Consider the following 23,194-nt stretch of genomic DNA (forward strand, 5'->3'; position numbering starts at 1 on the left):
GTGCAATCTTCGCACCTTCTGGACACCACCTTACTGACCGAATCGCCCTAACTTCACCTGACGGGCCTGCGGGCCGCAGGAAGGAAGACCAGCTCGTGCCGTCCGATCGACGAGCACGAGGGGAGAGGAAAGAGTGCAGCCGAACAGCGATGCCGGGCCGGGAGACACCCCGAGCCCACGAGTGGTTGCCGTAGTGGTGACCTACAACCGTCTCCGTCTGCTGAGAACCACTCTCTCGGGCATCGCCGGGGGCCGCGTGGTTCCCGATCAGGTCGTGCTCGTCGACAATGCGTCGACCGACGGCACACCGGAATTCCTCGACGAGTTGGACTACAGCCTGCCGATCGATGTGGTCAGCCTGAGAGACAACCTCGGGGGCGCCGGCGGATTCACGGTGGGCATTGACCGCGCGCTCGCCGTGCACGACGCCGACCTGGTGTGGGTCATGGACGACGACACCGAGCCGCTGGCCGAGACCCTCGCGGAATCCGTGGCCGCCTGGTCCTCCTACGCGGAAGCGCCCGAGGAGCGGCCCGCGTTCGTGGCGAGCAACGTGGTATGGACGGACGGCCGGGAACACCCCATGAACTCCATGATCCAACGCATCGGGGCCACCCACGAACAGAAGGCGCGGGCTGCTGCGGTCGGCGGGACGACGATTCGCTCGGGATCCTTTGTCTCACTCCTCATGGATGCGGCAGCCATGCGGAGAATCGGCTTGCCCTGGGCGGACTACTTCATTTGGAACGACGATTTCGAGTATTCGACCAGGCTCGCGAGGTTCCGCGACGCCGTGTCGCTGCCGGCCTCCGTGGTCGTGCATCACACCAAGACGTTCGGTACGACGGACGCGGACCCCGGGCCCCGGTTCTACAACGACGTCCGGAACAAGCTGTGGGTCTTCACTCGAAGCCAGTCCCTGGCTCCGTGGGAAAAGATTCTGTACGCGGGCGCCACGGGGCGGCTGTGGCTGCGCACCTTCCGCAACAGCGAGGACAGAACGGCGGTACTGCGGTACCTGTCCCAGGGTGTTCGCGATGCCCTGCGCGCGCCCCGGAGCAACGAGGAAGTTCTCGGGGGAAACTACGACCTGACCATCCACGCGGCGCCCCATGGTTCCTCGGATGCGGACCCGGTGCACGGCGTCGAGCCGACCGGAAAAAATAAGCCTGAACTTGAACATGAGGGTTTTTCCCTTCTCATGCCGGTCTACCACGGTGATACCCCGGACGGGTTGCGCCGGGCCATTGCCTCCAACGTCCATGAGCAGACCCAGCCCCCGGCCGAGGTGGTGCTGGTCGTCGATGGGCCGGTCGGCCCCGATCTCGAGGAGGCCGTTCGGGAATCCGTCCGGGGCATCGAGCAGAAGGGGATTGCAGTCTCCGTGAGGAGGCTGGGCCGCAACGGCGGGTTGGCCAACGCCCTCAATGTGGGGTTGAAGCTTTGTTCCTATCCCGTGGTGGCGCGGGCCGACGCGGACGACGAGTCCTTGCCGGAACGCTTCGAAACGTTGGTCCCTTCCGTGAGGGATGGGCGATTCCACGCCGTGGGATCGGCGATGTTCGAAATGGATGAATCATTCTCCGAAATTCAATCTGTACGTGAAGTCGAGACTGGGTCGGAGCAGATTCGCCGCATTGCTGCGCTGCGCAACCCGTTGTGTCATCCCACGGTGGTTTTCGATTCCGAAGCGGTGAGTGCCGTGGGGGGATACGAACCAATCCCTGGGGCCGAGGACTACGGGCTGTGGGCCAGGATGCTCGAGGCCGGGTACGCGGTCGGGAACGTCGCCGAGCCGCTCGTGAAGTACAGGGCCGGTCATGCCTCCTGGGATCGCCGGGGAGGCTGGGGCGCCGCGCGGCGGGAACTGGTTCTCCAGAGGCATCTGCGTGCCTCCGGTTTCATCGGCCCCGTCCGGTGGGCGCGTAATGTGGTGGTGCGCGGCGGGTACCGCCTCGTTCCGAGATCGGTGAGGATCGGCGCATACCGCGCGCTCATTGGTTCCCGGGGCTCGCGCGACACCGAAGGCGCCGACGGTCCGTCCCATGGCCCGACCCGGGAGTCGCGGACGTCCCGCGGTGCCCATGACCCGCGACAGGAAGGAAGCCACCTCGAATGAGCGGTTCCGAACAGTATGGTGACCGGTCGAGCACCGGTTACGAACGTCCACGGTTCTGGATCTGGACCCAGATCTTTCTGGACGCCCTGGCGTGGGTCGTGGCGGTTCTGCTGAGTCTTTTCCTTCGGTACGAGATGGACTACAAGCTGGTCCACGTGCCGGGACTGGTGCTGGTGTGCGTCGTCGCCGTGGCAGCCCAACTCATGGTCGGCAGCCTCTTCGCGCTGTACCGAGGTCGGTACAGCTTCGGCAGCTTCGACGAGGCCAAGGCGCTCATGCTCGTGACGGTCATCGTCACCTCGCTGGTCCAGATCGTGTTGCTGATTTTCGGTGTGTCGTTGCACATGCCCCGGTCGATCCCGCTCATCGCCTTCCCGTTCGCGCTGTTGTTCATGGCCGCGGTGCGCTATCTGAAGCGCATGTACGTCGAGTCCAAGTCGAAGCCCAGCGCGCATGCGCCGCACGCGGTCGTGTACGGTGCGGGGTTCCTGGCCAACACCCTCATCACCCAGATGGTGCAGGACAAGGATTCGCCGTACCTCCCGGTTGCCCTGATCGACGACGACCCCGCGAAGAAGCATCTGCGCATCAACTCTGTTCCGGTGTCCGGCAATATCACGAACCTGCGACAGGTCATGAGGCGCTCCAACGCGAGTGTGCTCATCATCGCCATGGCCAACGTGAAGTCTTCGCTCATGACGCGGGTCAATGAGGAACTCGAGGGCATGGACGTGCGGATCCTGACGGCGCCCCCTCTGCGAGATGTCTTCGGGAACACCACGGGCAGCACCCTCGACCTGCGCGATATCAGGCTCGAGGACATCGTGGGTCAGCGCGCCGTCGACATCAACGTCGAAGGCATTGCCAAGTACCTCACCGACAAGCGGGTCCTGGTGACCGGGGCGGGCGGCTCCATCGGGTCGGAGTTGTGTCGCCAGATCGCGCACTTCTCGCCCGCGGAATTGATCATGCTGGACCGCGACGAGTCGGCGCTCCAGGCGACGCAGATTTCCATGACGGGTCGAGGGCTCCTGGACGGTCAGGACACGGTGCTGGCCGATATCAGGGACCAGGAGGCCCTCTCCGGGATCTTCGCTCTCAGGAGGCCGCAGGTGGTGTTCCATGCCGCGGCCCTCAAGCACGTGTCCTTGCTCGAGCAGTACCCGAACGAGGCCTGGCAGACCAATGTCGAGGGCTCCCGCAACGTGCTCCAGGCGGCGGCGTCGGTCGACGTCGAGGTCTTCGTCAACGTCTCCACGGACAAGGCCGCCGACCCCACCACGGTCCTGGGGCATTCCAAACGCATGGCCGAACAGATGACCGCGTGGATGGGCAATCACACCGACGGCCGGTACGCCTCGGTGCGCTTCGGCAATGTCTTCGGGTCCCGAGGGTCGATGCTGCCCCTGTTTACCGAGCAAATACGCCGTGGCGGCCCGATCACCGTCACCGACAAGGACGCCACCCGATACTTCATGACCATCCCCGAGGCCTGCCAGCTGGTGATTCAGGCGGGCGCCATCGGAGCTCCGGGCGAGGTCCTGATTCTGGACATGGGCCAGCCCGTGCGCATCTACGACGTCGCCCGGCATCTCATCCAGATGAGCGGCAGGAACGACATCGAGATCGTGTTCACGGGACTGCGCCAGGGGGAGAAGTTGCACGAGGACCTCGTCGGCGCCGGAGAGGTCGGTACGCACCGCGGGCACCCGCAGATTTCTCACACCCAGTCCGTCCAGCTCGATCCCGAGAGCCTGGACCGCCACGAATGGAAGGTTCGCGGAAACATTCCGACGACGCAGGAGATACCCGTCGTCCCGCCGCCTGAGAAGGGCACGACCTCGAATCCTTCCGACCTGCCGGACGTCGATGCTGACGGCGAGAGGGGAGAGACGGCGTGATCGAGACGACGTCGCCCGGACTGACCCAATTCCTTGTTCCAGGACTCGTGGCCCTGGTGCTCGGGCTCGCCCTGCCACTGGCCATTCTGCCGTTTCTGCGCTGGCTCGGGATCGTGGACGTTCCTGGCCACAGGTCCTCCCACACGGTTCCGACCGTCCGAGGCATGGGGCTGGCAACCGCGCTCGCCGCGCTGCTCTCGCTGGGCGTCAGCGCGGTCATGGCGCTCGTCGACGTCGATCGTTCCGTCATGACCACCGTGGTCGTCGGAATGATCTGTTCCGCGGCCCTCGGCTGGATCGAGGACTACCGAGGGCTGCCGGTACGGTCCAGGGCGGGTCTCCAGCTGCTCATCGGGCTTGCCATCACCTCGGCCCTGACCTTCGTCCTGGGGACGCCCGCCTGGTGGATTCCGGTGGGAATGCTCGCGATCGCCGGTTACATCAACGTCGCCAACTTCATGGACGGGCTCAACGGAATTTCGGGGCTCCACGGCTTCGTGGTCGGCGCGGCCTACGCCTACGCGGGGTGGGCTACCAATCTGACGTGGCTCGTGGTGTGCGGTATCGCGATCGCGGGCGCCTTCCTGGCCTTTCTCCCCTGGAACCTGCTGGGAAAGCGGGTGTTCCTGGGGGACATGGGCTCGTACTTTCTCGGCGGGGCAATCGCGTGCTGCGCGGTCGGCGCGTTTCTGTCCAACATCTATGTCGAGTACATCCTTTCCCCGCTCATCATCTACCTGGCAGACACCGGATTCACCCTGGTCAAAAGGATCTATCGGGGAGAGGCCTGGTACCAGCCACATCGGCAGCACGTGTACCAGCAGCTGGCGGATTTGGGTTTCGGGCACATCGGTTCGGCCCTGACCGTGACGGCGGCGACCGTCGCGGTCACCATCATCACCGTGCTGGCCCTGCCCTTCGAGGTCGACGGGCTCATGTGGATGGGGTTGCTCGTGGTCTGCATCGTGGTCCTGTACCTCGCGCTGCCCATCATCATCGGTCGAATCCTGGGCCGCCGGCGATGAAGCCCCTCCCGTGGCTTCGGCATGACAGGCAGACGGACACCCCGGGGCGAGCCCTGAGCGAGGCCGCCCTGGGCAACGTCTGCCTTGCCGCTGTAACGTTCGTCACGATCGCGGCACTTTGTGACGCCCCCCGCGCGGCGCCGGCTGCGGCATTCGGCACAGGGATTGTTGTTCTCGCCTCGGCCGTCGCGTGGCTGCTGAGCGTGGTGGTAGCGCGCCTCGAACAGGACCCCGCGCTGTACCTGCTGATCGGCTACGTCCTCAAGGCCATGGTCGGCGGCGTATTTCTGTTGCTGATTCCGTTCCCGCACGGATGGTCCGGGGGATGGGCTCTGTCCGGCGCGATCATCGGCGTCGTCGTGGTCCTGGGCACTCAACTATGGGTCATCCGCCGACTCCGGATACCATATTTCTCAACGGTCGAATCGTTGCCCGAACGGCACGACGAGGCCTCGGACCACGATGAGGACGGCAGGAATCTATGACCTCGGACCGACAGAACGGTGCTGCGCGCAGCGGCGACCAGCCGGATCGGAAGGACCTGCGCAGCGCAGGCGACCTGGTCCAGCAGGGCGGGCTGTCCGGAGCGGTCATGATTCTCGTTTACCTCGTGATCGGTACGGCCTTCTGGAGTTTGGTAGGCTTTTTGCTGGATCGCTTGCTGGGAACGCACTGGATAGTGTGGCTCGGCGCTGGCATAGGGGCCTCCGCCGGCTTGTACCTGGTGTACCTCCATATGCGGCCGCAGGACGGCGACGAATAGTCGCTAACAGACCTCCCTCAAGCAACTGACCGAATACTTGATCGAGGCCTTGAGCAAGCTCTGGCTTCGAGGACGCTAACCTTCCTGAGAAAGGACACGCCTTGCTGGAAACCGGGCACGTCGTCGCGGAATATCAGGCCCCCACGATCGAGGACATGCATCTGCCTGATCTGTTCCACATCGGCAGCTTCGGCTTCGGCAAGCAGATGCTCCTGATGCTGTTGGCGGTTGCCGTGGTGGCCGTTTTCTTCATGGTCGCCGGCCGGCGCCGCTCGATGGTTCCCGGGAAAATGCAGTTCGCCGGTGAAATGGGCTACGGCTTCGTCAGAAACTCGTTGGCGAAGGACATCATCGGCGTCCATCACTTCAAGCCGTTCGTTCCGCTCCTGTTCGCGTCCTTCTTCTTCATCCTGGTCAACAACCTCTGGGGATCCATCCCGTTCCTGCAGTTGCCCACGTTCTCCCACGCGGGCAGCGCCTACTTCATGGCCGGATTCGCCTACCTCTGCTGGATTGCCGCGGGCATCAAGAACAAGGGCCTCGGCGGCTTCCTCAAGGCCATGACAATGCCCTCGGGAGTTCCCCCGGCCTTCTACGTCATCCTGATTCCGATCGAGTTCCTCTCGAACCTGATCATTCGACCGATCACCCACTCCCTGCGTCTCTTCGCCACGATGTTCGCCGGGCACATGGCCATCATGGTGGCCGCGAGCCTCACTGCCTTCCTGATCCAGGAAGTCGGCGGTTTCGGGATTGTGGCTTCGCTGTTCTCCGGCGTCTTCGGAATCTTCCTGTTCTTCCTGGAGCTGCTCATTCAGGCCATCCAGGCTTACGTTTTCACGCTTCTGTTCGCGGTCTACCTCCAGGGAGCCGTGGCCGAAGCACACTAGAATTCCGGGGAAACCTGGATCTGGGTCCCGCCCTGACATGAGCGGACCCACCGCCATAGACATGCCCTCGCGGCACACAGAGCCCGGCATCGGGCATCACGAAAGGAAAAAGCCAATGGAAATCACAGGTTCGCTCAGCGCCATCGGTTACGGTCTCGCAGCCATCGGCGGCGGTGTCGGCGTCGGCCTCATCTTCGCGGCCTACATGACCTCCGTTGCACGCCAGCCCGAGTCCCAGCGCGTCCTGCAGCCCATGCTGTTCCTGGGCTTCGCCGTGGTCGAGGCTCTCGCGATTCTTGGTCTGGTTCTGGCATTCATCCAGTAGCCCCAACCGGTTGCTCAATCCAAGACAGAACTAGAGAACAGGAATCTCCTTTATGTCACTCTTGATGGCAGCGGAAGAGGGTGCAAGCCCTCTTCGCCCTGACTGGTGGGAAGTTCTCATCACCGGCCTCGGGTTCCTGATCCTTCTGTACATCGTCGTCAAGTTCATCGCCCCGACCTTCGAGAAGATCTACCAGGATCGCAAGGAGGCAATCGAGGGTGGATTGGCCAAGGCCGAAAAGGCCCAGGCCGAGGCTGCGGCTGCTCGTGAGGAGTACAACCAGCAGCTGGAGTCCGCTCGACTCGAAGCGCAGAAGATCCGCGAGGACGCTCGTGCGGAAGGCGAACAGATCGTCGCCGAACACAAGGAGCGTGCCGCTACCGAGGCGGCGAGGATCACCGAGAATGCGCAGAAGACCATCCAGGCCGAACGTTCGGCCGCGTTGGTTTCCCTGCGCACCGAGGTGGGCACCCTGGCCACCGAACTCGCCAGCAAGATCGTTGGGGAGTCGTTGAACGACGACGAACGCTCCAACCGCGTGGTGGACCGCTTCCTGGCCGACCTCGAGTCGTCCCAGCAACGAAGTGCAGGTGCGACCAAGTAATGGCAGGCGTATCGACTGAATCACTCACGAAGCTGAGCCGGCTGTTCGAGCAGCGTTTCTCCACCGAGGCCAATGCCTCGATGAGCGAGGAGCTCTTCTCGGTCGCCGATCTGGTGGACAACAACGGCGCACTGCGCCGCGGTCTGACCGACCCCTCGCGAGAGCAGGAAGTGCGCGGCAAGATCGCCTCTTCCGTTCTGGAGGGCAAGGTTTACCCCGCCGTGCGTGAATCCGTGGCGCGCGCGGCGGAGGCTCGTTGGTCTGCCGAGCGGGAACTCGGCGATGCCCTGGAACACCTCGGGGTGCTCGCGGCGGCCTTCGCCGCGGAGAACCGGGCCGGCAAGGATGCACTCTCCGAAGTGATCGACGACGTCCTGGGCTTCTCCAAGGCGGTTCAGGCATCTCCGGAGATCCAGACGGCATTGACCGACCAGCGTGCGGACGCATCGGCGAAGAAGCAGTTGGCTGCGCGAATCAGTCCCGCCAGGACCGAGGAAGGCCGTCTGCTGATCGACCAGATCGTGGAGCACCCGCGTGGGGTTCTTCCGGCCGACCTCGCCGAGAAGTTCGCGGGAATCCTGGTGTCGCTTTCGCAGCGTTTCATTGCGAAGGTCACCACCAGTGTTCCCCTCGACGACCAGAGGCTCGATCGCCTCGAGAAGGCCATCTCCGGCGTTTACCAGCGGGACATGACCCTCGACGTCACGGTGGACCCGGACGTCGTCGGCGGTCTCAAGGTTCAGGTCGGGGACGAAGTCATCGACGGAACCATGTCCACCCGCATCGCGAATTTGGACCAGACACTGTCTGCCTCGTGACGACCGCCCGCAGCGATTCAGTCTGATACACAGTTGGATCACTCGTGAGGCCGTCCGGAATTCACGGTGCGATCCACCCCCATACACGTACACTCGGTTCCAACAGCACGTGGGACCACCAATCAAGGAGAGCAGGGACACAAGATGGCCGATTTGACCATCAATGCCGATGATGTCCGCAGCGCGCTCGACGAGTTCGCGGCATCGTACGAACCCGGCGACGCACAGCGAGTGGAAGTCGGACGCGTCAGCAGCGCAGCTGATGGCATCGCCCGTGTCGAGGGCCTTCCCTCGGTCATGGCGAACGAGCTTCTTCGCTTCGAGGACGGAACGCTGGGCCTGGCCCAGAGCCTCGATACTCGCGACATCGGAGCGATCGTACTCGGCGATTTCGCCGGCATTGAAGAAGGACAGGAAGTTCATCGAACCGGGGAAGTCCTTTCGGTTCCCGTGGGCGATGCATTCTTGGGCCGCGTCGTCGACCCGTTGGGCCAGCCGATCGACGATCTGGGACCCGTCGAGTCGGAAGGTCGCCGTGCCCTGGAGCTCCAGGCTCCGGGCGTGACCCAGCGCAAGTCGGTTCATGAGCCCCTGCAGACCGGTACCAAGGCCATCGACGCCATGATCCCGATCGGTCGGGGACAGCGTCAGCTGATCATCGGTGACCGCCAGACCGGCAAGACCGCCCTCGGCGTGGACGCCATCCTGAACCAGAAGGACAACTGGGAATCGGGAGACGTCAACAAGCAGGTGCGTTGCATCTACGTCGCCGTCGGCCAGAAGGCGTCGACCATCGCCTCGGTTCGCCAGACCCTGGAAGAGAACGGCGCCCTCGAGTACACCACGATCGTTGCCTCCCCGGCATCCGACGCCGCTGGTTTCAAGTATCTGGCTCCCTACGCCGGTTCCGCGATCGGTCAGCACTGGATGTACGGCGGAAAGCACGTGCTCATCGTCTTCGATGACCTCTCCAAGCAGGCCGAGGCCTACCGCGCGGTGTCCCTCCTCCTGCGTCGTCCTCCGGGACGCGAGGCCTACCCGGGTGACGTCTTCTACCTGCACTCCCGTTTGTTGGAGCGTTGCGCGAAGCTCTCGGACGAGCTCGGTGCGGGGTCGATGACCGGTTTGCCGATCATCGAGACCAAGGCGAACGACGTCTCGGCCTTCATCCCGACCAACGTCATTTCGATTACCGACGGTCAGATCTTCCTTCAGTCGGACCTCTTCAACTCGAACCAGCGCCCGGCGGTCGACGTCGGCGTCTCGGTCTCGCGTGTGGGCGGTTCGGCACAGATCAAGGCGATGAAGAAGGTTTCCGGCACGCTCAAGCTGGACCTCGCTCAGTACCGGTCGATGCAGGCATTCGCGATGTTCGCCTCCGACCTGGACGAGGTGTCCCGCCGGCAGCTCGTCCGGGGCGCACGCCTCATGGAGTTGCTCCGTCAGCCCCAGTACACCCCGTACCCCGTCGAGGAGCAGGTCGTCTCGATCTGGGCCGGAACCAAGGGCCATCTCGATGACCTCGAGGTGTCGCAGGTGCTGGACTTCGAGGAGCGCTTCATCGACCACCTGCGTCGGCAGACCAACGTGCTGGACAGCATTCGGGATACCGGAAAGCTCGAGGACGACACCGTCTCCGCGCTGCAGACTGCGGTCGAGAGCGTCAAGCGCGACTTCACGGCGGGCCAGAACAACGCCTCGGGTTCGGTGCAGGCCGGGAACGAGGAGGCCACTCCCGTGAACGATGCGGACGTTGATCAGGAACAGATCGTCAAGCGATAAGACCTGAGGGTGCGCGGTTCCGGAAGGGGCCGCGCACCGTCCGGGCTGAAAGGAAGCTCTATGGGAGCCCAGATCAGGGTTTACCGTCGGAAGATTGCTTCGACGTCGTCCATGAAGAAGATCTTCAAGGCGATGGAGATGATCGCGACTTCCCGCATCAACCGTGCCCGCAGGCGTTCGAACGAGACCGGTCCCTACGCGAACGCCCTGACCAGGGCCGTCAGCGCAGTGGCCACCCAGACGTCGATCACGCACCCGCTCATCAGCGACGGTTCGGAATCACGTCGGTCGGCCGTTCTGGTCATGACGAGTGACATGGGCAAGGCCGGGTCCTACTCCGTCAACGCGATCAAGAAGGCCGAAGGCCTGATTGAGCGGTTGCGCCAGGACGGTCGTGAGGTCGAGCTCTACATCGTCGGGCGCAAGGCCCAGCAGTACTACGATTTCCGCAACCGTACCTACGAGAAGGTGTGGACGGGGGACACGGACAATCCCCACGTCGAGACGGCTCGGGAGATCGGAGAGGTCCTCCTGGACCGTTACTCGACTCCGTACGAGGAAGGCGGCGTGGACGACCTCCACATCGTCTACACCCAGTTCCAGTCGATGGTCTCCCAAGAGCCCAAGATTCTCCGGTTGCTGCCCCTGACCGTCGTGGACGCGAAGGAGATGGGCGAGGAGATCGTACCGGGCGAGGACGTCAGCGACGACGAATTCGACAACGCCGCATCCTTCGAGTTCGAACCGAGCGCGGAGGAAGTCCTCGACCAGTTGTTGCCCAGGTACATCGAAACGCGGATCTTCTCCTGCCTGCTGCAGGCGGCCGCGAGCGAATTGGCTTCCCGCCAGCGCGCGATGAAGTCCGCGGGCGACAACGCCGACGATCTCGTCAAGCAGTACACGCGCCTGATGAACAACGCCCGCCAGGCGGAGGTCACCCAGGAGCTCAGCGAGATCGTTGCGGGTGCCGATTCCTTGGCCGCCTCCTGACCATCCCATCCACAGACACCACGTACAGAACGTGCGCACAGAGATTTCTGCGAAGAGGTAAGTGAAAGAATGACAGCCACCATGAACGAATCGACCAACGCGTCGGTCCAGGGCGGCGTCGGACGCGTAGCTCGAGTGATCGGCCCCGTGGTCGACGTCGAGTTCCCGGCCGGCCAGGTCCCCGACATCTACAACGCTCTGACCACCGAGCTGACCATCGGCGGCCAGACCAAGAAGATCACCTTCGAGGTTGCGCAGCACCTCGGTGACAACCTGGTCCGCGCGATTTCCCTGCAGCAGACCGACGGACTGGTCCGTGGCACCCCGGTCCAGGACACCGGGGCCGCCATCTCCGTTCCCGTCGGTGACGGCGTCAAGGGGCACATCTTCAACGTTCTGGGCAATTCGCTCGACGTCGACGACGACCAGATCGAGGCCAGCGAATTCTGGCCCATCCACCGCAAAGCACCGAACTTCGCGCAGCTCGAGGGCTCGACCCAGATGCTGGAGACCGGCATCAAGGTCATCGACCTGCTGACCCCCTACATCCAGGGCGGCAAGATCGGTCTGTTCGGTGGCGCCGGCGTGGGCAAGACCGTGCTGATCCAGGAAATGATCACCCGTGTTGCCCGCAACTTCGGTGGTACGTCGGTCTTCGCCGGTGTCGGCGAACGTACTCGTGAGGGCAACGACCTCTGGGTCGAGATGGACGAGGCCGGTGTTCTCAAGGACACCGCCCTGGTCTTCGGCCAGATGGACGAGCCCCCGGGAACGCGTCTGCGCGTCGCGCTGAGCGGCCTGACCATGGCCGAGTACTTCCGCGACGTCAAGAACCAGGACGTGCTGCTGTTCATCGACAACATCTTCCGCTTCACCCAGGCGGGCTCCGAGGTTTCGACCCTTCTCGGTCGCATGCCCTCGGCGGTGGGCTACCAGCCGACCCTGGCCGACGAGATGGGCGTGCTCCAGGAGCGCATCACCTCGACCCGCGGCCACTCGATTACCTCGATGCAGGCGATCTACGTTCCCGCGGACGACTACACCGACCCGGCACCGGCCACGACGTTCGCTCACTTGGACGCGACCACCGAGCTGTCCCGTGACATTGCCTCGCGCGGTCTGTACCCGGCCGTGGATCCGCTGACCTCGACGTCGCGAATCCTCGACCCCCAGTACATCGGCCAGGACCACTACGACACCGCCGTGCGCGTGAAGTCGATCCTGCAGGAGAACAAGGACCTGCAGGACATCATCGCGATCCTCGGTGTCGACGAGCTGTCCGAGGAGCAGAAGGTCGTTGTCTCGCGCGCACGCCGCATCGAGCAGTTCCTGTCCCAGAACACTTACACCGCGAAGCAGTTCACCGGTGTCGAGGGCTCGACCGTCAACATCAAGGACACGATCGAGGGCTTCACCGCGATTTGCGACGGCGAACTGGACCACGTCCCCGAGCAGGCGTTCTACAACGTCGGTGGCCTGGACGACGTCGAGCGCCAGTGGGCCGAGCTCAAGGAACAGGGCGGTAACTGATCATGGCATCCGTTCTGAAGGTAGAAGTGGTTTCCCGCGAGGCCGTCGTGTGGAAGGGCGAAGCCAAGTATGTGCGCGCCCGCACCGCCGCCGGTGACATCGGCGTGATGGCGGGCCATGCGCCGACCCTCGCCCTCCTAGCGGAGGACGGGGAACTCGTGATCGACCCCGTTGACGGTGAGCGGAAGACGGCTCGTCTGCAGGAAGGATTCCTCACGGTGTCCAACGACAGCGTCGTGATCGCTGCGACCAGCAGCTCCGACCTGTAGCAGCCCGCGACGCAGAAGTCGTTCGGAACGGACCAAGGGCCCGGCACTGACCACAGTGCCGGGCCCTTGGTGTACACCGCCGGTGATTCAGAACAGGCGGCCCTCGGAATCGTCGACGCCGCGCATCGCGTCGTAATCGAGAGTCACGCAGGCGATGCCGCGGTCCTCCGCGAGTGTCCGGGCCTGGGGCTTGATGAGCTGGGCCGCAAACATTCCGCGCACCGGGGACAGGACGGGGTCGCGGTTGAGCAGTTCGAGGTACCGAGTCAACTGCTCGACGCCGTCAATGTCCCCGCGCCTCTTCAACTCGATGGCCACGGTGTGCCCGGTGGCGTCGCGCGCGAGGATGTCCACGGGACCGATGGCCGTGGGATACTCCCTGCGGATCAGGCTGTACCCGTCGCCCAGCGTCTCGATCTGGTCCGCGAGCAGTCTTTGGAGGTCCGCCTCGACGCCGTCCTTGATGAGCCCGGGATCCACCCCGAGCTGGTGGTCGGACTCGTGGTGTTTGGCAAAGATCCGAACCACGAGCCGGTCATCCGACTTGGCGGCCTGGACGATCCACCGCTCGACGGCGTCGTCGTCGAAGTCCTGGTCCTCGCGGGTCTCGATCCGGGTGGTCGCCGGTGGGGACATCCAATTCAGCGGCTTGTAGGAACCACCGTCCGAGTGGACCAGCACGGATCCGTCGGCCTTGACCATGAGAAGACGCGTGGCCAGAGGGAGATGGGCCTTGAGTCGACCTTCGTAATCTACGGAACAATCAGCTATTACTAGACGCACCCGGCTCACTCTACCGGGACGGCCGAACGGGCGCAGTTTCGCCTGTGCCACAATGATGACATGGCACGATCTCGGAGAAACCCCCGGCGCACCCAGTCGGGGCACGGCAAGGCCGGTCCGAGCAAATGGCAGAGATTCTCCGGGTCCTCGGGAGGGGACATCTCACGTGCCCTGGACCCGGCGCCCCGCATCGAGAGGGATGAGCTCGGCGAATGGTACGTGCGTTACGTCCCGGCGTCGGGAGCGAGGAAGCCGTACACCTGCCCTGGCTGTGGCCGGGGCATCCCCGTAGGGACCGCGCATTACGTCGTGTGGAAGAACGACCATCTCTTTGGGGACCAACGAGCGATCGAGGACCGTCGGCACTGGCACGCCCGGTGCTGGGAGATTCGCTGACTCGCAACGCCGCCTCGGCACGACGACGCACCCCTCGATCTTCACGGGACGTTCGGGGAAGCGTGCGCCCGTAGAATCGAGAGCATGGCGACTTCACAACCTGCTCAGGCCGATACCCGCACCGACGGCCCCATCGAGATCGGGCCGACGACGGTCCTGCCCGCCCGACGGGAGAACATCGAGTTCACGACGGACGACGGCAAGACCTTGGTCGGTGAGCTGGCCCTTCCGGACCGCGCTGACCCTGCCGCGATTCTGCTGTGCCTTCACCCTCTGCCCACGCACGGAGGCTTCATGGACTCCCACGTGTACAAGAAGGCCTCCTACCGGCTGCCCGCCCTGGCGCACCTCGGCGTGCTCCGCTTCAACACGCGCGGAACGAGTTCGCCGAGGGGGACCAGCGACGGTTCATTCGAGGACGGTGTGGGGGAGCAGGCCGACGTCCTGGCAGCGATGCGGTTCCTCCGCGATCGCGGGTTGTCGAACATCTGGCTCGTGGGGTGGTCCTTCGGAACCGAGCTCGTGCTCCGATACGGATCGAGGGAACCCGTGGTGTCGCAGGTCAGCGGCGGCATTCTGCTCTCGCCGCCTTTGCACCGTGCGACCGAGGAGGACCTGGGTGCGTGGGCCGAGAGCGGCCTTCCCCTGACCGTGCTGGTCCCCGAGAAGGACGACTATCTGCAGCCCGACGCGGCCCGCGAACGCTTTGCCACGATCCCTCAGGCCGAGGTCAAGGGAATCGACGGGGCCAAGCACCTGTGGGTCGGTGAAAAATACGTCCGTCGCGCTCACGACGAGATCGTCTCGAGGGTTGCCGGTCGGCCCGTACGTCTCAAGACCAGTTGGGAAGGCGATGTCGGTACCGAAACGAACGACTGACCAGGCCTGTTGCTACCTGCGGTCCTGGCGGGGGATGAACACCTCGCGGATCAGAAGCATGGCGGAAGCCGCCACCGGAATCGCGATGATGGCACCGAGAACGCCCCACAGCGCTCCGCCTCCCGCGACCGCGATGACCGCGACGGAGCCGGGGACCGCCACGGCTTTGCTCATGATTCGGGGCGAAATGAAATAGGCCTCGATCTGGAGGTATGCGAAATAGCAGATGGCATAGACGGCGGCCGACTGCCACCCGTTCAACAGGGCGATGAACGTGACGAGGATTCCGGCCACGACCCCGCCCACCAGGGGCACGAAGGCGAGCAGCAACACCACAAATGCGCACAGCAGGGGAAAATTGACGCCGACGAGGGACATGACGATGAGGGCAAAGGTCGCGTTGAGCAGGGCGACAACGGCCTGCCCCATGACGTAGTTGCCCACGGACTGGGTGATCTTTTCCGTGAGTTCGGCGACGCGGCGACGTCGGGACCGGGGCGCCAGGCGGATGCCCCAGGCCTTGATCGTCGGCAATGAGGTCACGAAGTACAGGGCCAGGAACATGACGATGAGTGTTCCCGTGATGACCTGCGCGACGGCTGACCCGGCGTTGATCAGATTATTGAGGAAGTTGCCGATCAGGCTCGAATCGCTGAATGCCGTGTCGAAGAATTTGCCGGCCTCGTTCTCGACCTTGTCCCTGATACCGAATTGGTCGTCCAATTCCCCCATGAAATTCGAGGACAGGAAATCGTCGAAGGTCTGGGGAAAGCCATTGATGAATCCCAGGGCCTGCCGGGCAATGCTCGGAATCACGACCGTCGCCATGAGCACCACGATGCCGGCGAACCCCAGGAGCACGATCGCGACGCCGCCGATGCGCGGCAGACCCCTGGACTCGAACCACCGGACGATCGGGTCCAGGCCGAGGGCGATGAACATTGCGCCCGTGATCCATCCGCCGAGGGCACCGACGTTGGCCGCGAGGTAGTAGACCAGTAGCGCCAGGCCGACTCCCACGGTGACCAGGAAGCCGAATTGGACGGGATTGCGGACCGGCATGGTCTCATCCATCGCTGTGGAGGCAGTCGTCGCGTGCCCGGGGTCGGCCTGGTCCGGACCGGTCCTCGGGGCGTCGTCGAACTCCTCGGACGCTGAATCCTCCGTCCCGGACGGGGCCCCCAGGGGCGCCTCGTTGCTTGCCCCCTGGCCGCTCGGTCCATGCTGAGGTACATCGACGTCGGGCAGGCCGAACCGCGGCCGTGGCTTGGCCCCGGGGAAGGAAGGAGCGCCGCCCTTCTTTCCCAGCAGAGAACGCAACCGGCTCACTGCGCCCCGGCCCTGGGCCTTGTCCGGCCGTTTGCTGCCTGGCATGCAGCTCCTCTCTCCGACGACGGTCCTCCAGGACCGAGATTACCCGGACGGCGTACGTGGTTGGGACCGCTTCCGCGTGTTTGAGATGATTGTGCCAATATCGTGAGTCTCTCAGGGACATCCCACGGCGAAAGGATTGATGACATGACTTCAGGACCGTTCGGCTCGACCGACGCGCAGCCGCAGCCGGAGGAGAACATTCCGGATTCGGTGCGATCGGCTCCCGACCTGTCGCAGATGAGCGGTTCGGCCCAGCCGGAGGGCGCCCCGAGCCAGACCGGCGGAGGGACGACGTACCGTCGCGCGGTCACCACGACCGAAGAGTTCCAGGAAGTCGCGCAGCTGTCCGGGCGGGGCCCCGTTGTTTTCGCCCTGTACAGCGGCAAGGACCAGCAGGCCGTCGACTCGGTCGCCCAGCTCGAGCAACTCGTGAACCAGGCAGGCGGTCGTATTCTGCTGGCGGCCGTGGACATCGACCAGGCCCCCGAGATAGCGCAGGCCTTCCAGATCCAGGGAACACTTGGGGTCGTCGCCATGCTCGGCGGTCGGCCCGCGCCGATGTACAACTCTCCGGTGCCCGCCGAGCAGATCCAGGAGCTGTTGGGCCAGGTTCTGCAACTGGCCCAGCAGTCCCAGCTCACGGGAACCTTCGAACCCGTCGCCGCCGGGGGAACAACCGAGCCGGCCCCCTTGCCGCCCGAACACCAGAAGGCCCAGGCCGCTATCGAGCAGGGCGATTACGAGGCCGCGGCCGATGCCTACAAAGAAGCCTTGCGGGACAAGCCCGCCGATCGGGAAGCCAAGATCGGGCTGGCGCGCGTCGGCCTCCTGCAGCGTGTACAGGACCAGGACCTGGATCAGGCCCGAGAAGCAGCGGCCTCCCGTCCGGACGACGTCGAGGCCCAATTGGCCGTTGCAGACCTCGACGTCTCCGGTGGCCATGTCGAGGACGCCTTCAACCGGTTGATTCGCCTGATCCAGCGGTCCGATGCGCAGACCAAGGACACGGTGCGCGAGCGACTGCTCGAACTGTTCGAGGTCGTCGGTGCGGAGGACGAGCGAGTGGTCAAGGCGCGGGGAGCCCTGATGCGGGCTCTGTTCTGACCGACTGCGGCAACGGAGCCACCGGACTCCTCCTCGCGAGGCGGCAGCATGGTGCAGGATGAGGCGTGAATTCTGCACGAGACTGCCGCCTCGCTCCGTGTCGATCGACATGGCAGGATCCACACGGCGATGCACGTCGGCCTGCGAAGCTCACGGATTCAACCCGTGGGCTGATGACGCCGGGGTGCGCACGTGATGTGATATTTCCATGGACAGAGACACGAATCACCTCAGCACCACGGGGCAGCAACCGGCCTCCGACGCCGGTGGCCCGCCTCCCTTTGATACGACGTCGCCGGATCGCCAAGGGACCGACGCGGCTTCGGCCCCATCCGTGCGAGAAGCGATCCGCATCGACAGCCTGTCGCGGGCCTTCGGCGACCGCGAAGTCGTCCACGGCATCGATCTGACGATCCCGTCAGGATCGATGTACGGCCTCGTCGGCCGCAACGGAGCGGGCAAGACGACAACCCTTTCCATGGCGACGGGCCTGCTGCGGCCCACCAGTGGCACCGTAAGCATCCGCGGAATCGATGTCTGGCAGAGGCCCCGCGAGGCCAAGAGCCTGGTGGGCGTCCTCCCGGACGGAGTGCATCTTTTCGATCGGCTGACCGGGCGGCAACTCATTACCTACGCCGGCTTGCTGCACGGCCTCGACAAGGAAACGGTCTCCGAACGGTCCGAGGACCTGTTGAAAGCGATGGACCTGACGGACTCCGCAAACACGACCGTGACCGATTATTCGGCCGGAATGCGCAAGAAGATTGCGTTGGCTTCCGCGATGGTCCACGCTCCCAAGGTCCTCGTGCTGGACGAACCCTTCGAATCCGTGGACCCGGTCTCGGCCTCCAATATTCGGGACATCTTGGCAGGATTCGTGAGGAACGGCGGGACCGTCGTCGTCTCGAGCCACGTCATGGACCTGGTCCAGCGCATGTGCGACCACGTGGCCATCATGAACCAGGGGTCGATTCTCGCAGCCGGAACGGTCGACGAGGTCCGGGGCGAGTCGAGCCTCGAGGACGTGTTCGTGGACCTGGTGGGCGGTCGCGTCGAGTCGGAAGGGATTTCATGGTTGGGAACCTCCTGAGCCTGAAGTGGGCGCACTTCGTGGCCTCGCTCAAACGCAGTGGCTGGGCGCTCGCCGGAACGATCATCGGAGCGGTGTACGCAATGCTCGGCCTGTTCGCCGTGTTCGCGGTCTTCATGGCCCAACGCGGTGGCGAGCCCGAGACCGTGCAGGGCCTCGCGGTGATCCTCGGGGCGCTGGTGACGGCTCTGTGGTGCATCGTCCCGGTCGTCATTTCCGGCCAGGACTCGACCCTGGACCCGGACATTCTGGCGCCGTTCCCTCTCAAACCGGGGGAGATCCTCGGGGGCCAGCTGGCGGGGTCCGTGATCAGTATCTTCGGGATGATGACGCTGATCGGATCGTTCTTCCCGGTGCTGGGGTGGGCATCCCCCTTGCCAGCACTGGTGTCGGTGTTCTCCGGATTCCTGGGATTCCTGATCCTCATGATCTGCTCCCGCCTGATGAGCGCGCTCGGCATGGCCATACGCCAGAAACGCTTCTTGGCGGAAGGCATTGGAGCCGTGTTCTTCCTGGCGCTGCTGTGCGCCGGACCCATCGCAGGGTCCTTGACGGAGAGCCTGTTCTCGCCCTCGTGGGTCCACGCCGTCGCTTCGGTTCTGGGATGGACCCCGCTGGGTGTCGCTTGGGCGCTTCCCGGCGACGTGGCACAGGGCCAGTTGCTCGTCCTCGTGCTCCGACTGGTCGTGACGGCCGTGTGCCTGGTCGGGGGCCTTCTGCTGTGGCGGGCGGTCATTGCGCACCAGATCAGCCATGTGGGCGCCGGCGGGGCATCGTCGAAGAGCAGGAGCAAGTCCGGATCCGCGCTCGGACTGTTCTCGAGATTCCCCGCATCACCGGTGGGCGCCGTGGCGGCGCGAACCGCCACCTACTACTTCAAGGACCCTCGTCTGAACCTGAACCTGCTGGTCGCCCCTGGTTTCCTGGTGGTGTTCTGGTTCGTGGGGACCGCGAACGGCGGAGCATCCCTGACCATGGTGGGGCCGCTGGTCGGGTGGATGCTCGCCTGGCAGAGCTCCTACTCCGTCTCCTACGACAACACCGCTTTTGCGCTGCACATGACGGCACCGGTCACGGGGCTCCAGGATCGTTGGGGGCGCACCCTCGGCATGGTCGCGATCTTCGTGCCGCTCGTCGTCGTGGTATCCGCGGTGGCGATGCTCCTTCAGGGCACCCCGGGAGGTATTCCCACCAATCTCGGCGCCTCGATGTGTATGCTCCTGGCCGGTTTGGGCGTGGGCGCCTGCGTCTCGGTTCGCTACGCCCTGCCGGTCGCCGCCCCGGGGGAGAGCCCCTGGAAATCGCGGAAGAACAATTCCGGGATGGCCAACATGCTCATCCAATTCGTCACGAGCTTGCTCATCGTGGGACTGGCGCTCCCGGTCTGGATCCTTCTGGGCGTGGGGGCTCTCACGGGGAACCCCGTCTTCGGCTGGATGGCGCTCGTGGTCGGCTGTCTGTATGGGGGAGCCATGCTCTGGGTCGGCGTTCGCCTCGGGGGAGCCTGGTACGACAAGAGGGCCCCCGAGCTCTACCAGGACCTGGCCAGAATCCGGTAGACACTCATGGAGCGGTTCTGTGCCCCGGACGAGCGACGACAATTTCGGTTCAGCGCGTCCGGGGCACGAGCGTAGAATGGTCGCATGATGTTTGACCGAGCCCTCGAAGTCCTTGACACGTCCGAGCCGCTGGACGATACCGGTTACGGGACGACCCCCGGCGGCACCGCGACCATCGAACGCGAAGAGACGCGTCAAGTCGCCGAGCCCGGAGACCACGAACGGTTCGCGCACTATGTGCGCAAGGAGAAAATCATGGAGTCGGCGCTCTCCGGCGATCCCGTGATCGCGCTCTGCGGCAAGGTGTGGACGCCGGGCCGGGACCCCGAGAGGTTCCCGGTGTGCCCCGAGTGCAAGGAAATCTACGAATCCATGCGCGGCGGCGACGACAACAACGACAACGACGAGTAACCGCTCTCGATCGTGAGTGCCCGACGGCGCGTCATCCCCCGTGACGTGTCCAGCCGGGTGGACGAGTGACGACGCCGCGACAGGACGACGTCGTCACCGGATGCAGTGCGTCCATTCCGCGCAGAACCCGTGACGATCAGGAGTGACCAGACACCAGTGCCCGACGACCTCTCCCAGCCATCGCTTTTCGGCGGATCAGCCGCCGACCTTCCCCCGGCCTATCCAGATCGCGCGGCGTGGGGCACGGCTCCGAAACTGCGTGCCTGGCAGGCCGAAGCGCTGGAGAAGTACTTCGCTGACGAGCCCCGAGACTTCATGACGGTGGCAACACCCGGCGCGGGAAAGACGACCTTCGCACTGCGCGTGGCCAAGCAATTGCTGGACCGGGGGACGGTGTCCCGCGTGACCGTCGTGGCACCGACCGATCACCTGAAGTCCCAATGGGCCGACGCGGCGGCCCGTGTGGGCATCGCGATCGACCCGAACTTCAAGAATTCCGACGGGCACCACGCGCAGGGATACCTCGGCGTCGCCCTGACGTACGCCCAGGTCGCGAACAAGCCCCTGTTGCACAGGGCGCGGACCGAGAACGCCAGGACCCTGGTGATCCTCGACGAGATACACCACGCCGGTGACTCGCTGACCTGGGGCGACGGCCTCCAAGAAGCCTTTGAGCCCGCGCATCGTCGGCTTGCCCTCACGGGCACGCCCTTCCGATCGGACTCCTCGAGAATCCCGTTCGTGAGTTACGAACGGGACCAGGAGGGTTTGCTGCGCTCGCAGTCGGACTATTCCTACGGCTACGGTCCAGCCCTGCAGGACCACGTGGTCCGACCGGTGATCTTCATGGCGTACTCCGGCACGATGCACTGGCGCACGAGCGACGGCGACGAGATGGCGGCCGACCTCGGGGAGGGGTTCACCAAGGACATCACGGCGCAAGCTTGGAGAACCGCGCTCGATCCTCGGGGTGAATGGATCCCGTCGGTGCTGGCCGCGGCCGACCGCAGGCTTTCGGAAGTTCGGCGCACGGTTCCGGACGCCGGTGGTCTGGTCATCGCCTCGAATCACGAGGATGCCCGGGCGTATGCCGAACGGTTGGCCAAGATCACGGGCTCCCAGCCCACGCTGGTTCTCTCCGACGACAAGACCGCTTCGGACCGGATCGACCAGTTCTCCGCCTCCGAGGACCGGTGGATGGTCGCCGTCCGCATGGTGTCCGAGGGTGTTGACGTTCCCCGGCTCGCGGTGGGCGTCTACGCGACCTCGACATCGACCCCATTGTTCTTCGCCCAGGCCATTGGGCGTTTCGTCCGCGCCCGGAAACGTGGCGAAACCGCTTCGGTGTTCCTGCCCTCGGTCCCGATTCTCATGTACCTGGCGCAGGAGATGGAGGCCGAACGGGACCACGCCCTGGACCTGAAAGACAGTCCGGACGAGGAAGAGATCATCGCGGCCGACGAGGGACTCGACGACCACCTCATTGATGAGGCCAATCAGGAGGAGAACGCGAGTTCGCGGTTGGCCTCGGGCAAGTTCGAGGCCATCGGATCCCAGGCGTCCTTCCACGGGGTGCTCTACGACGGGGAGGACTACCACGGGTACGAGGTCGGTTCGGACGACCAAGACTTTCTCGGAATTCCCGGTCTGCTCGACGCCGACCAGGTGGGAACCCTGCTCAAGCAGCGTCACCAGCAGTCACGGGGGAAAGCACCTGAACCCGCGGCCGCGTCCGTTCCCGATCATCGGCAGCTGAAGGATCTGCGCCAGAAACTCGCGAAGAATGTCTCGGCGTGGGCGGCCCGGACGGGGGAGCCGCACGGGTCCGTGCACAATGCCCTTCGGCGCGAGTGCGGCGGCCCCCCGGTGGCCCAGGCGACCGCCGAACAGATTCAGGCCCGCATCGACAAATTGCAGAACTGGTTCATCGGCCGACGCTAGCGGACTCGATGACCTCCACTCCGGCGTCTTCCATTTCTTCGACCGCCTCCTCCGCGGAGTCGTCGTGGATGCTGGCGGTCAGGTCGAGGAGCACGCGGGTGTCGTAGCCGGCGTCGATCGCGTCGAGCGCGGTCGCGCGCACGCAGTAATCCGTCGCAATGCCCACGACGTCGACGTCGGTCACCTCCTGCTCCTGCAACCAGTCGTCGAGCGAAACCTTGAGGGTGCCCTCGGCCGTTTCACCGGGCTCGTGTTCTCCCGGCATGACGGACTCCTCGGGCGCCAGAAGACCTTCGAAACCTGAGTAGGCGGCCTCGTGCTCACCCTTCCGGAAGTATGCGGAGACATAATCCGTTTCGAGATCCGGGTGCAGGGCGGCACCCTGGGTCTCCGCCACGCAGTGCACGGGCCAGGAATCCTGGAAATCGGGGGTGTCGCTGAAATGGTCGCCCGGGTCCACGTGCCAGTCCTGGGCCGTGACGATCACTTCGTAGGCCGCCTGGTGGGTCTGCAGGTAGCCGGAGATCAGGGAAGCGACCTCGGAGCCTCGCGGAGTCGCGAGGGGGCCGCCTTCGCAGAAGTCGTTCTGGACGTCGACGATGAGCAACGCTCTGGTCATGCTGGACCTTTCTGAAGGATTC

General features: G+C 64.6%; 23 protein-coding genes. 20 read left to right on the forward strand and 3 right to left on the reverse strand.

Annotated elements, in window-relative coordinates:
- Positions 1–133: 133 nt before the first annotated feature.
- The 13 genes from ACTSLZ_RS06895 (at position 134) to ACTSLZ_RS06955 (ending at position 13,016) form a co-directional block, all read left to right on the forward strand.
- A complete protein-coding gene (locus ACTSLZ_RS06895; protein WP_443094554.1) occupies positions 134–2,119 on the forward strand; it encodes a glycosyltransferase in 1,986 nt (661 codons plus the stop codon).
- Positions 2,116–4,020 carry a polysaccharide biosynthesis protein gene (locus ACTSLZ_RS06900; RefSeq protein WP_178979677.1) on the forward strand — a complete coding sequence of 635 codons (1,905 nt, stop codon included), beginning with the start codon at positions 2,116–2,118 and terminating at the stop codon, positions 4,018–4,020. The genes ACTSLZ_RS06895 and ACTSLZ_RS06900 overlap by 4 nt, the downstream gene beginning before the upstream one ends.
- Positions 4,017–5,045, forward strand: a complete 1,029-nt coding sequence (locus ACTSLZ_RS06905) for an MraY family glycosyltransferase (RefSeq protein ID WP_443094555.1) — start codon at positions 4,017–4,019, stop codon at positions 5,043–5,045. Before ACTSLZ_RS06900 ends, ACTSLZ_RS06905 begins: the two co-directional genes overlap by 4 nt.
- Positions 5,042–5,530 (forward strand): hypothetical protein, encoded by a 489-nt coding sequence (locus tag ACTSLZ_RS06910; protein ID WP_129314161.1) that lies wholly within the window; start codon positions 5,042–5,044, stop codon positions 5,528–5,530. Before ACTSLZ_RS06905 ends, ACTSLZ_RS06910 begins: the two co-directional genes overlap by 4 nt.
- The gene (locus tag ACTSLZ_RS06915; RefSeq protein WP_129314162.1) at positions 5,527–5,808 is read left to right on the forward strand and encodes a hypothetical protein; all 282 of its coding nucleotides are present in this window, start codon (positions 5,527–5,529) and stop codon (positions 5,806–5,808) included. Before ACTSLZ_RS06910 ends, ACTSLZ_RS06915 begins: the two co-directional genes overlap by 4 nt.
- Before the next feature lie 155 nt (positions 5,809–5,963).
- Positions 5,964–6,698, forward strand: coding sequence for a F0F1 ATP synthase subunit A (atpB, locus tag ACTSLZ_RS06920; protein ID WP_178980665.1), 735 nt, complete (start codon positions 5,964–5,966; stop codon positions 6,696–6,698).
- A gap of 115 nt (positions 6,699–6,813) precedes the next feature.
- On the forward strand, positions 6,814–7,023 hold the full coding sequence (atpE, locus tag ACTSLZ_RS06925; RefSeq protein WP_129314164.1) for an ATP synthase F0 subunit C: 210 nt from the start codon (positions 6,814–6,816) through the stop codon (positions 7,021–7,023).
- A gap of 52 nt (positions 7,024–7,075) precedes the next feature.
- The gene (locus tag ACTSLZ_RS06930; RefSeq protein WP_238692252.1) at positions 7,076–7,627 is read left to right on the forward strand and encodes a F0F1 ATP synthase subunit B; all 552 of its coding nucleotides are present in this window, start codon (positions 7,076–7,078) and stop codon (positions 7,625–7,627) included.
- Complete coding sequence (locus tag ACTSLZ_RS06935) at positions 7,627–8,445, forward strand: F0F1 ATP synthase subunit delta (protein ID WP_436594238.1); 819 nt, start codon at positions 7,627–7,629, stop codon at positions 8,443–8,445. The genes ACTSLZ_RS06930 and ACTSLZ_RS06935 overlap by 1 nt, the downstream gene beginning before the upstream one ends.
- Before the next feature lie 144 nt (positions 8,446–8,589).
- Positions 8,590–10,227 (forward strand): F0F1 ATP synthase subunit alpha, encoded by a 1,638-nt coding sequence (gene atpA, locus ACTSLZ_RS06940; protein ID WP_129314166.1) that lies wholly within the window; start codon positions 8,590–8,592, stop codon positions 10,225–10,227.
- A gap of 60 nt (positions 10,228–10,287) precedes the next feature.
- A complete protein-coding gene (locus ACTSLZ_RS06945; protein WP_129314167.1) occupies positions 10,288–11,217 on the forward strand; it encodes a F0F1 ATP synthase subunit gamma in 930 nt (309 codons plus the stop codon).
- Between the two features lie 69 nt (positions 11,218–11,286).
- Positions 11,287–12,747: a F0F1 ATP synthase subunit beta gene (atpD, locus tag ACTSLZ_RS06950; RefSeq protein ID WP_129314168.1), complete on the forward strand. Its 1,461-nt coding sequence runs from the start codon at positions 11,287–11,289 to the stop codon at positions 12,745–12,747.
- Between the two features lie 2 nt (positions 12,748–12,749).
- Positions 12,750–13,016 carry a F0F1 ATP synthase subunit epsilon gene (locus ACTSLZ_RS06955; protein ID WP_129314169.1) on the forward strand — a complete coding sequence of 89 codons (267 nt, stop codon included), beginning with the start codon at positions 12,750–12,752 and terminating at the stop codon, positions 13,014–13,016.
- Between the two features lie 87 nt (positions 13,017–13,103).
- Here ACTSLZ_RS06955 and nucS read toward each other — a convergent pair whose 3' ends face one another.
- On the reverse strand, positions 13,104–13,799 hold the full coding sequence (gene nucS / locus ACTSLZ_RS06960) for an endonuclease NucS (protein WP_129314170.1): 696 nt from the start codon (positions 13,797–13,799) through the stop codon (positions 13,104–13,106).
- 60 nt (positions 13,800–13,859) lie between these two features.
- On the opposite strand from nucS, the gene ACTSLZ_RS06965 reads away from it, so the two are divergent.
- Together ACTSLZ_RS06965 and ACTSLZ_RS06970 are read left to right on the forward strand one after the other, a co-directional pair.
- On the forward strand, positions 13,860–14,195 hold the full coding sequence (locus ACTSLZ_RS06965; protein ID WP_129314171.1) for an ATP/GTP-binding protein: 336 nt from the start codon (positions 13,860–13,862) through the stop codon (positions 14,193–14,195).
- Between the two features lie 84 nt (positions 14,196–14,279).
- Complete coding sequence (locus ACTSLZ_RS06970) at positions 14,280–15,074, forward strand: alpha/beta hydrolase (protein WP_443094556.1); 795 nt, start codon at positions 14,280–14,282, stop codon at positions 15,072–15,074.
- A gap of 12 nt (positions 15,075–15,086) precedes the next feature.
- On the opposite strand, the gene ACTSLZ_RS06975 is transcribed toward ACTSLZ_RS06970, so the two are convergent.
- Positions 15,087–16,448, reverse strand: a complete 1,362-nt coding sequence (locus ACTSLZ_RS06975) for an AI-2E family transporter (RefSeq protein WP_238692253.1) — start codon at positions 16,446–16,448, stop codon at positions 15,087–15,089.
- A 144-nt stretch (positions 16,449–16,592) separates the two neighbouring features.
- Here ACTSLZ_RS06975 and ACTSLZ_RS06980 point away from each other — a divergent pair, with 144 nt between their 5' ends.
- From ACTSLZ_RS06980 to ACTSLZ_RS07000, 5 genes are all read left to right on the forward strand, one after another.
- A complete protein-coding gene (locus ACTSLZ_RS06980) occupies positions 16,593–17,552 on the forward strand; it encodes a tetratricopeptide repeat protein (protein WP_129314173.1) in 960 nt (319 codons plus the stop codon).
- Between the two features lie 208 nt (positions 17,553–17,760).
- Complete coding sequence (locus ACTSLZ_RS06985; RefSeq protein WP_436594235.1) at positions 17,761–18,642, forward strand: ABC transporter ATP-binding protein; 882 nt, start codon at positions 17,761–17,763, stop codon at positions 18,640–18,642.
- Positions 18,624–20,201, forward strand: coding sequence for a hypothetical protein (locus ACTSLZ_RS06990; protein WP_443094557.1), 1,578 nt, complete (start codon positions 18,624–18,626; stop codon positions 20,199–20,201). Before ACTSLZ_RS06985 ends, ACTSLZ_RS06990 begins: the two co-directional genes overlap by 19 nt.
- An 84-nt stretch (positions 20,202–20,285) precedes the next feature.
- The gene (locus ACTSLZ_RS06995; protein WP_443094558.1) at positions 20,286–20,612 is read left to right on the forward strand and encodes a DUF3039 domain-containing protein; all 327 of its coding nucleotides are present in this window, start codon (positions 20,286–20,288) and stop codon (positions 20,610–20,612) included.
- Positions 20,613–20,741: 129 nt separating this feature from the next.
- Positions 20,742–22,553, forward strand: coding sequence for a DEAD/DEAH box helicase (locus ACTSLZ_RS07000; RefSeq protein WP_443094559.1), 1,812 nt, complete (start codon positions 20,742–20,744; stop codon positions 22,551–22,553).
- Here ACTSLZ_RS07000 and ACTSLZ_RS07005 read toward each other — a convergent pair.
- A complete protein-coding gene (locus ACTSLZ_RS07005; protein WP_443094560.1) occupies positions 22,537–23,172 on the reverse strand; it encodes an isochorismatase family protein in 636 nt (211 codons plus the stop codon). The genes ACTSLZ_RS07000 and ACTSLZ_RS07005 overlap by 17 nt on opposite strands.
- Between the last annotated feature and the right edge of the window lie 22 nt (positions 23,173–23,194).

The sequence above is a fragment of the Rothia koreensis genome (assembly GCF_052232265.1).
Classification (GTDB): Bacteria; Actinomycetota; Actinomycetes; order Actinomycetales; family Micrococcaceae; genus Rothia; species Rothia koreensis.

Excerpts from the sequence above, each read along its gene's own strand:
- ACTSLZ_RS06980 (WP_129314173.1), top strand. The coding sequence starts at position 16,593 with ATGACTTCAGGACCGTTCGGCTCGACCGACGCGCAGCCGCAGCCGGAG.
- ACTSLZ_RS06985 (WP_436594235.1), top strand. The coding sequence starts at position 17,761 with ATGGACAGAGACACGAATCACCTCAGCACCACGGGGCAGCAACCGGCC.
- ACTSLZ_RS06965 (WP_129314171.1), top strand. The coding sequence starts at position 13,860 with ATGGCACGATCTCGGAGAAACCCCCGGCGCACCCAGTCGGGGCACGGC.
- atpA (WP_129314166.1), top strand. The coding sequence starts at position 8,590 with ATGGCCGATTTGACCATCAATGCCGATGATGTCCGCAGCGCGCTCGAC.
- ACTSLZ_RS06900 (WP_178979677.1), top strand. The coding sequence starts at position 2,116 with ATGAGCGGTTCCGAACAGTATGGTGACCGGTCGAGCACCGGTTACGAA.
- ACTSLZ_RS06990 (WP_443094557.1), top strand. The coding sequence starts at position 18,624 with ATGGTTGGGAACCTCCTGAGCCTGAAGTGGGCGCACTTCGTGGCCTCG.
- ACTSLZ_RS06935 (WP_436594238.1), top strand. The coding sequence starts at position 7,627 with ATGGCAGGCGTATCGACTGAATCACTCACGAAGCTGAGCCGGCTGTTC.
- ACTSLZ_RS06995 (WP_443094558.1), top strand. The coding sequence starts at position 20,286 with ATGATGTTTGACCGAGCCCTCGAAGTCCTTGACACGTCCGAGCCGCTG.
- ACTSLZ_RS06975 (WP_238692253.1), bottom strand. The coding sequence starts at position 16,448 with ATGCCAGGCAGCAAACGGCCGGACAAGGCCCAGGGCCGGGGCGCAGTG.
- ACTSLZ_RS07005 (WP_443094560.1), bottom strand. The coding sequence starts at position 23,172 with ATGACCAGAGCGTTGCTCATCGTCGACGTCCAGAACGACTTCTGCGAA.
- ACTSLZ_RS06945 (WP_129314167.1), top strand. The coding sequence starts at position 10,288 with ATGGGAGCCCAGATCAGGGTTTACCGTCGGAAGATTGCTTCGACGTCG.
- ACTSLZ_RS06930 (WP_238692252.1), top strand. The coding sequence starts at position 7,076 with ATGTCACTCTTGATGGCAGCGGAAGAGGGTGCAAGCCCTCTTCGCCCT.
- ACTSLZ_RS06970 (WP_443094556.1), top strand. The coding sequence starts at position 14,280 with ATGGCGACTTCACAACCTGCTCAGGCCGATACCCGCACCGACGGCCCC.
- atpB (WP_178980665.1), top strand. The coding sequence starts at position 5,964 with ATGCATCTGCCTGATCTGTTCCACATCGGCAGCTTCGGCTTCGGCAAG.
- ACTSLZ_RS06910 (WP_129314161.1), top strand. The coding sequence starts at position 5,042 with ATGAAGCCCCTCCCGTGGCTTCGGCATGACAGGCAGACGGACACCCCG.
- ACTSLZ_RS06915 (WP_129314162.1), top strand. The coding sequence starts at position 5,527 with ATGACCTCGGACCGACAGAACGGTGCTGCGCGCAGCGGCGACCAGCCG.
- ACTSLZ_RS06955 (WP_129314169.1), top strand. The coding sequence starts at position 12,750 with ATGGCATCCGTTCTGAAGGTAGAAGTGGTTTCCCGCGAGGCCGTCGTG.
- atpD (WP_129314168.1), top strand. The coding sequence starts at position 11,287 with ATGACAGCCACCATGAACGAATCGACCAACGCGTCGGTCCAGGGCGGC.
- atpE (WP_129314164.1), top strand. The coding sequence starts at position 6,814 with ATGGAAATCACAGGTTCGCTCAGCGCCATCGGTTACGGTCTCGCAGCC.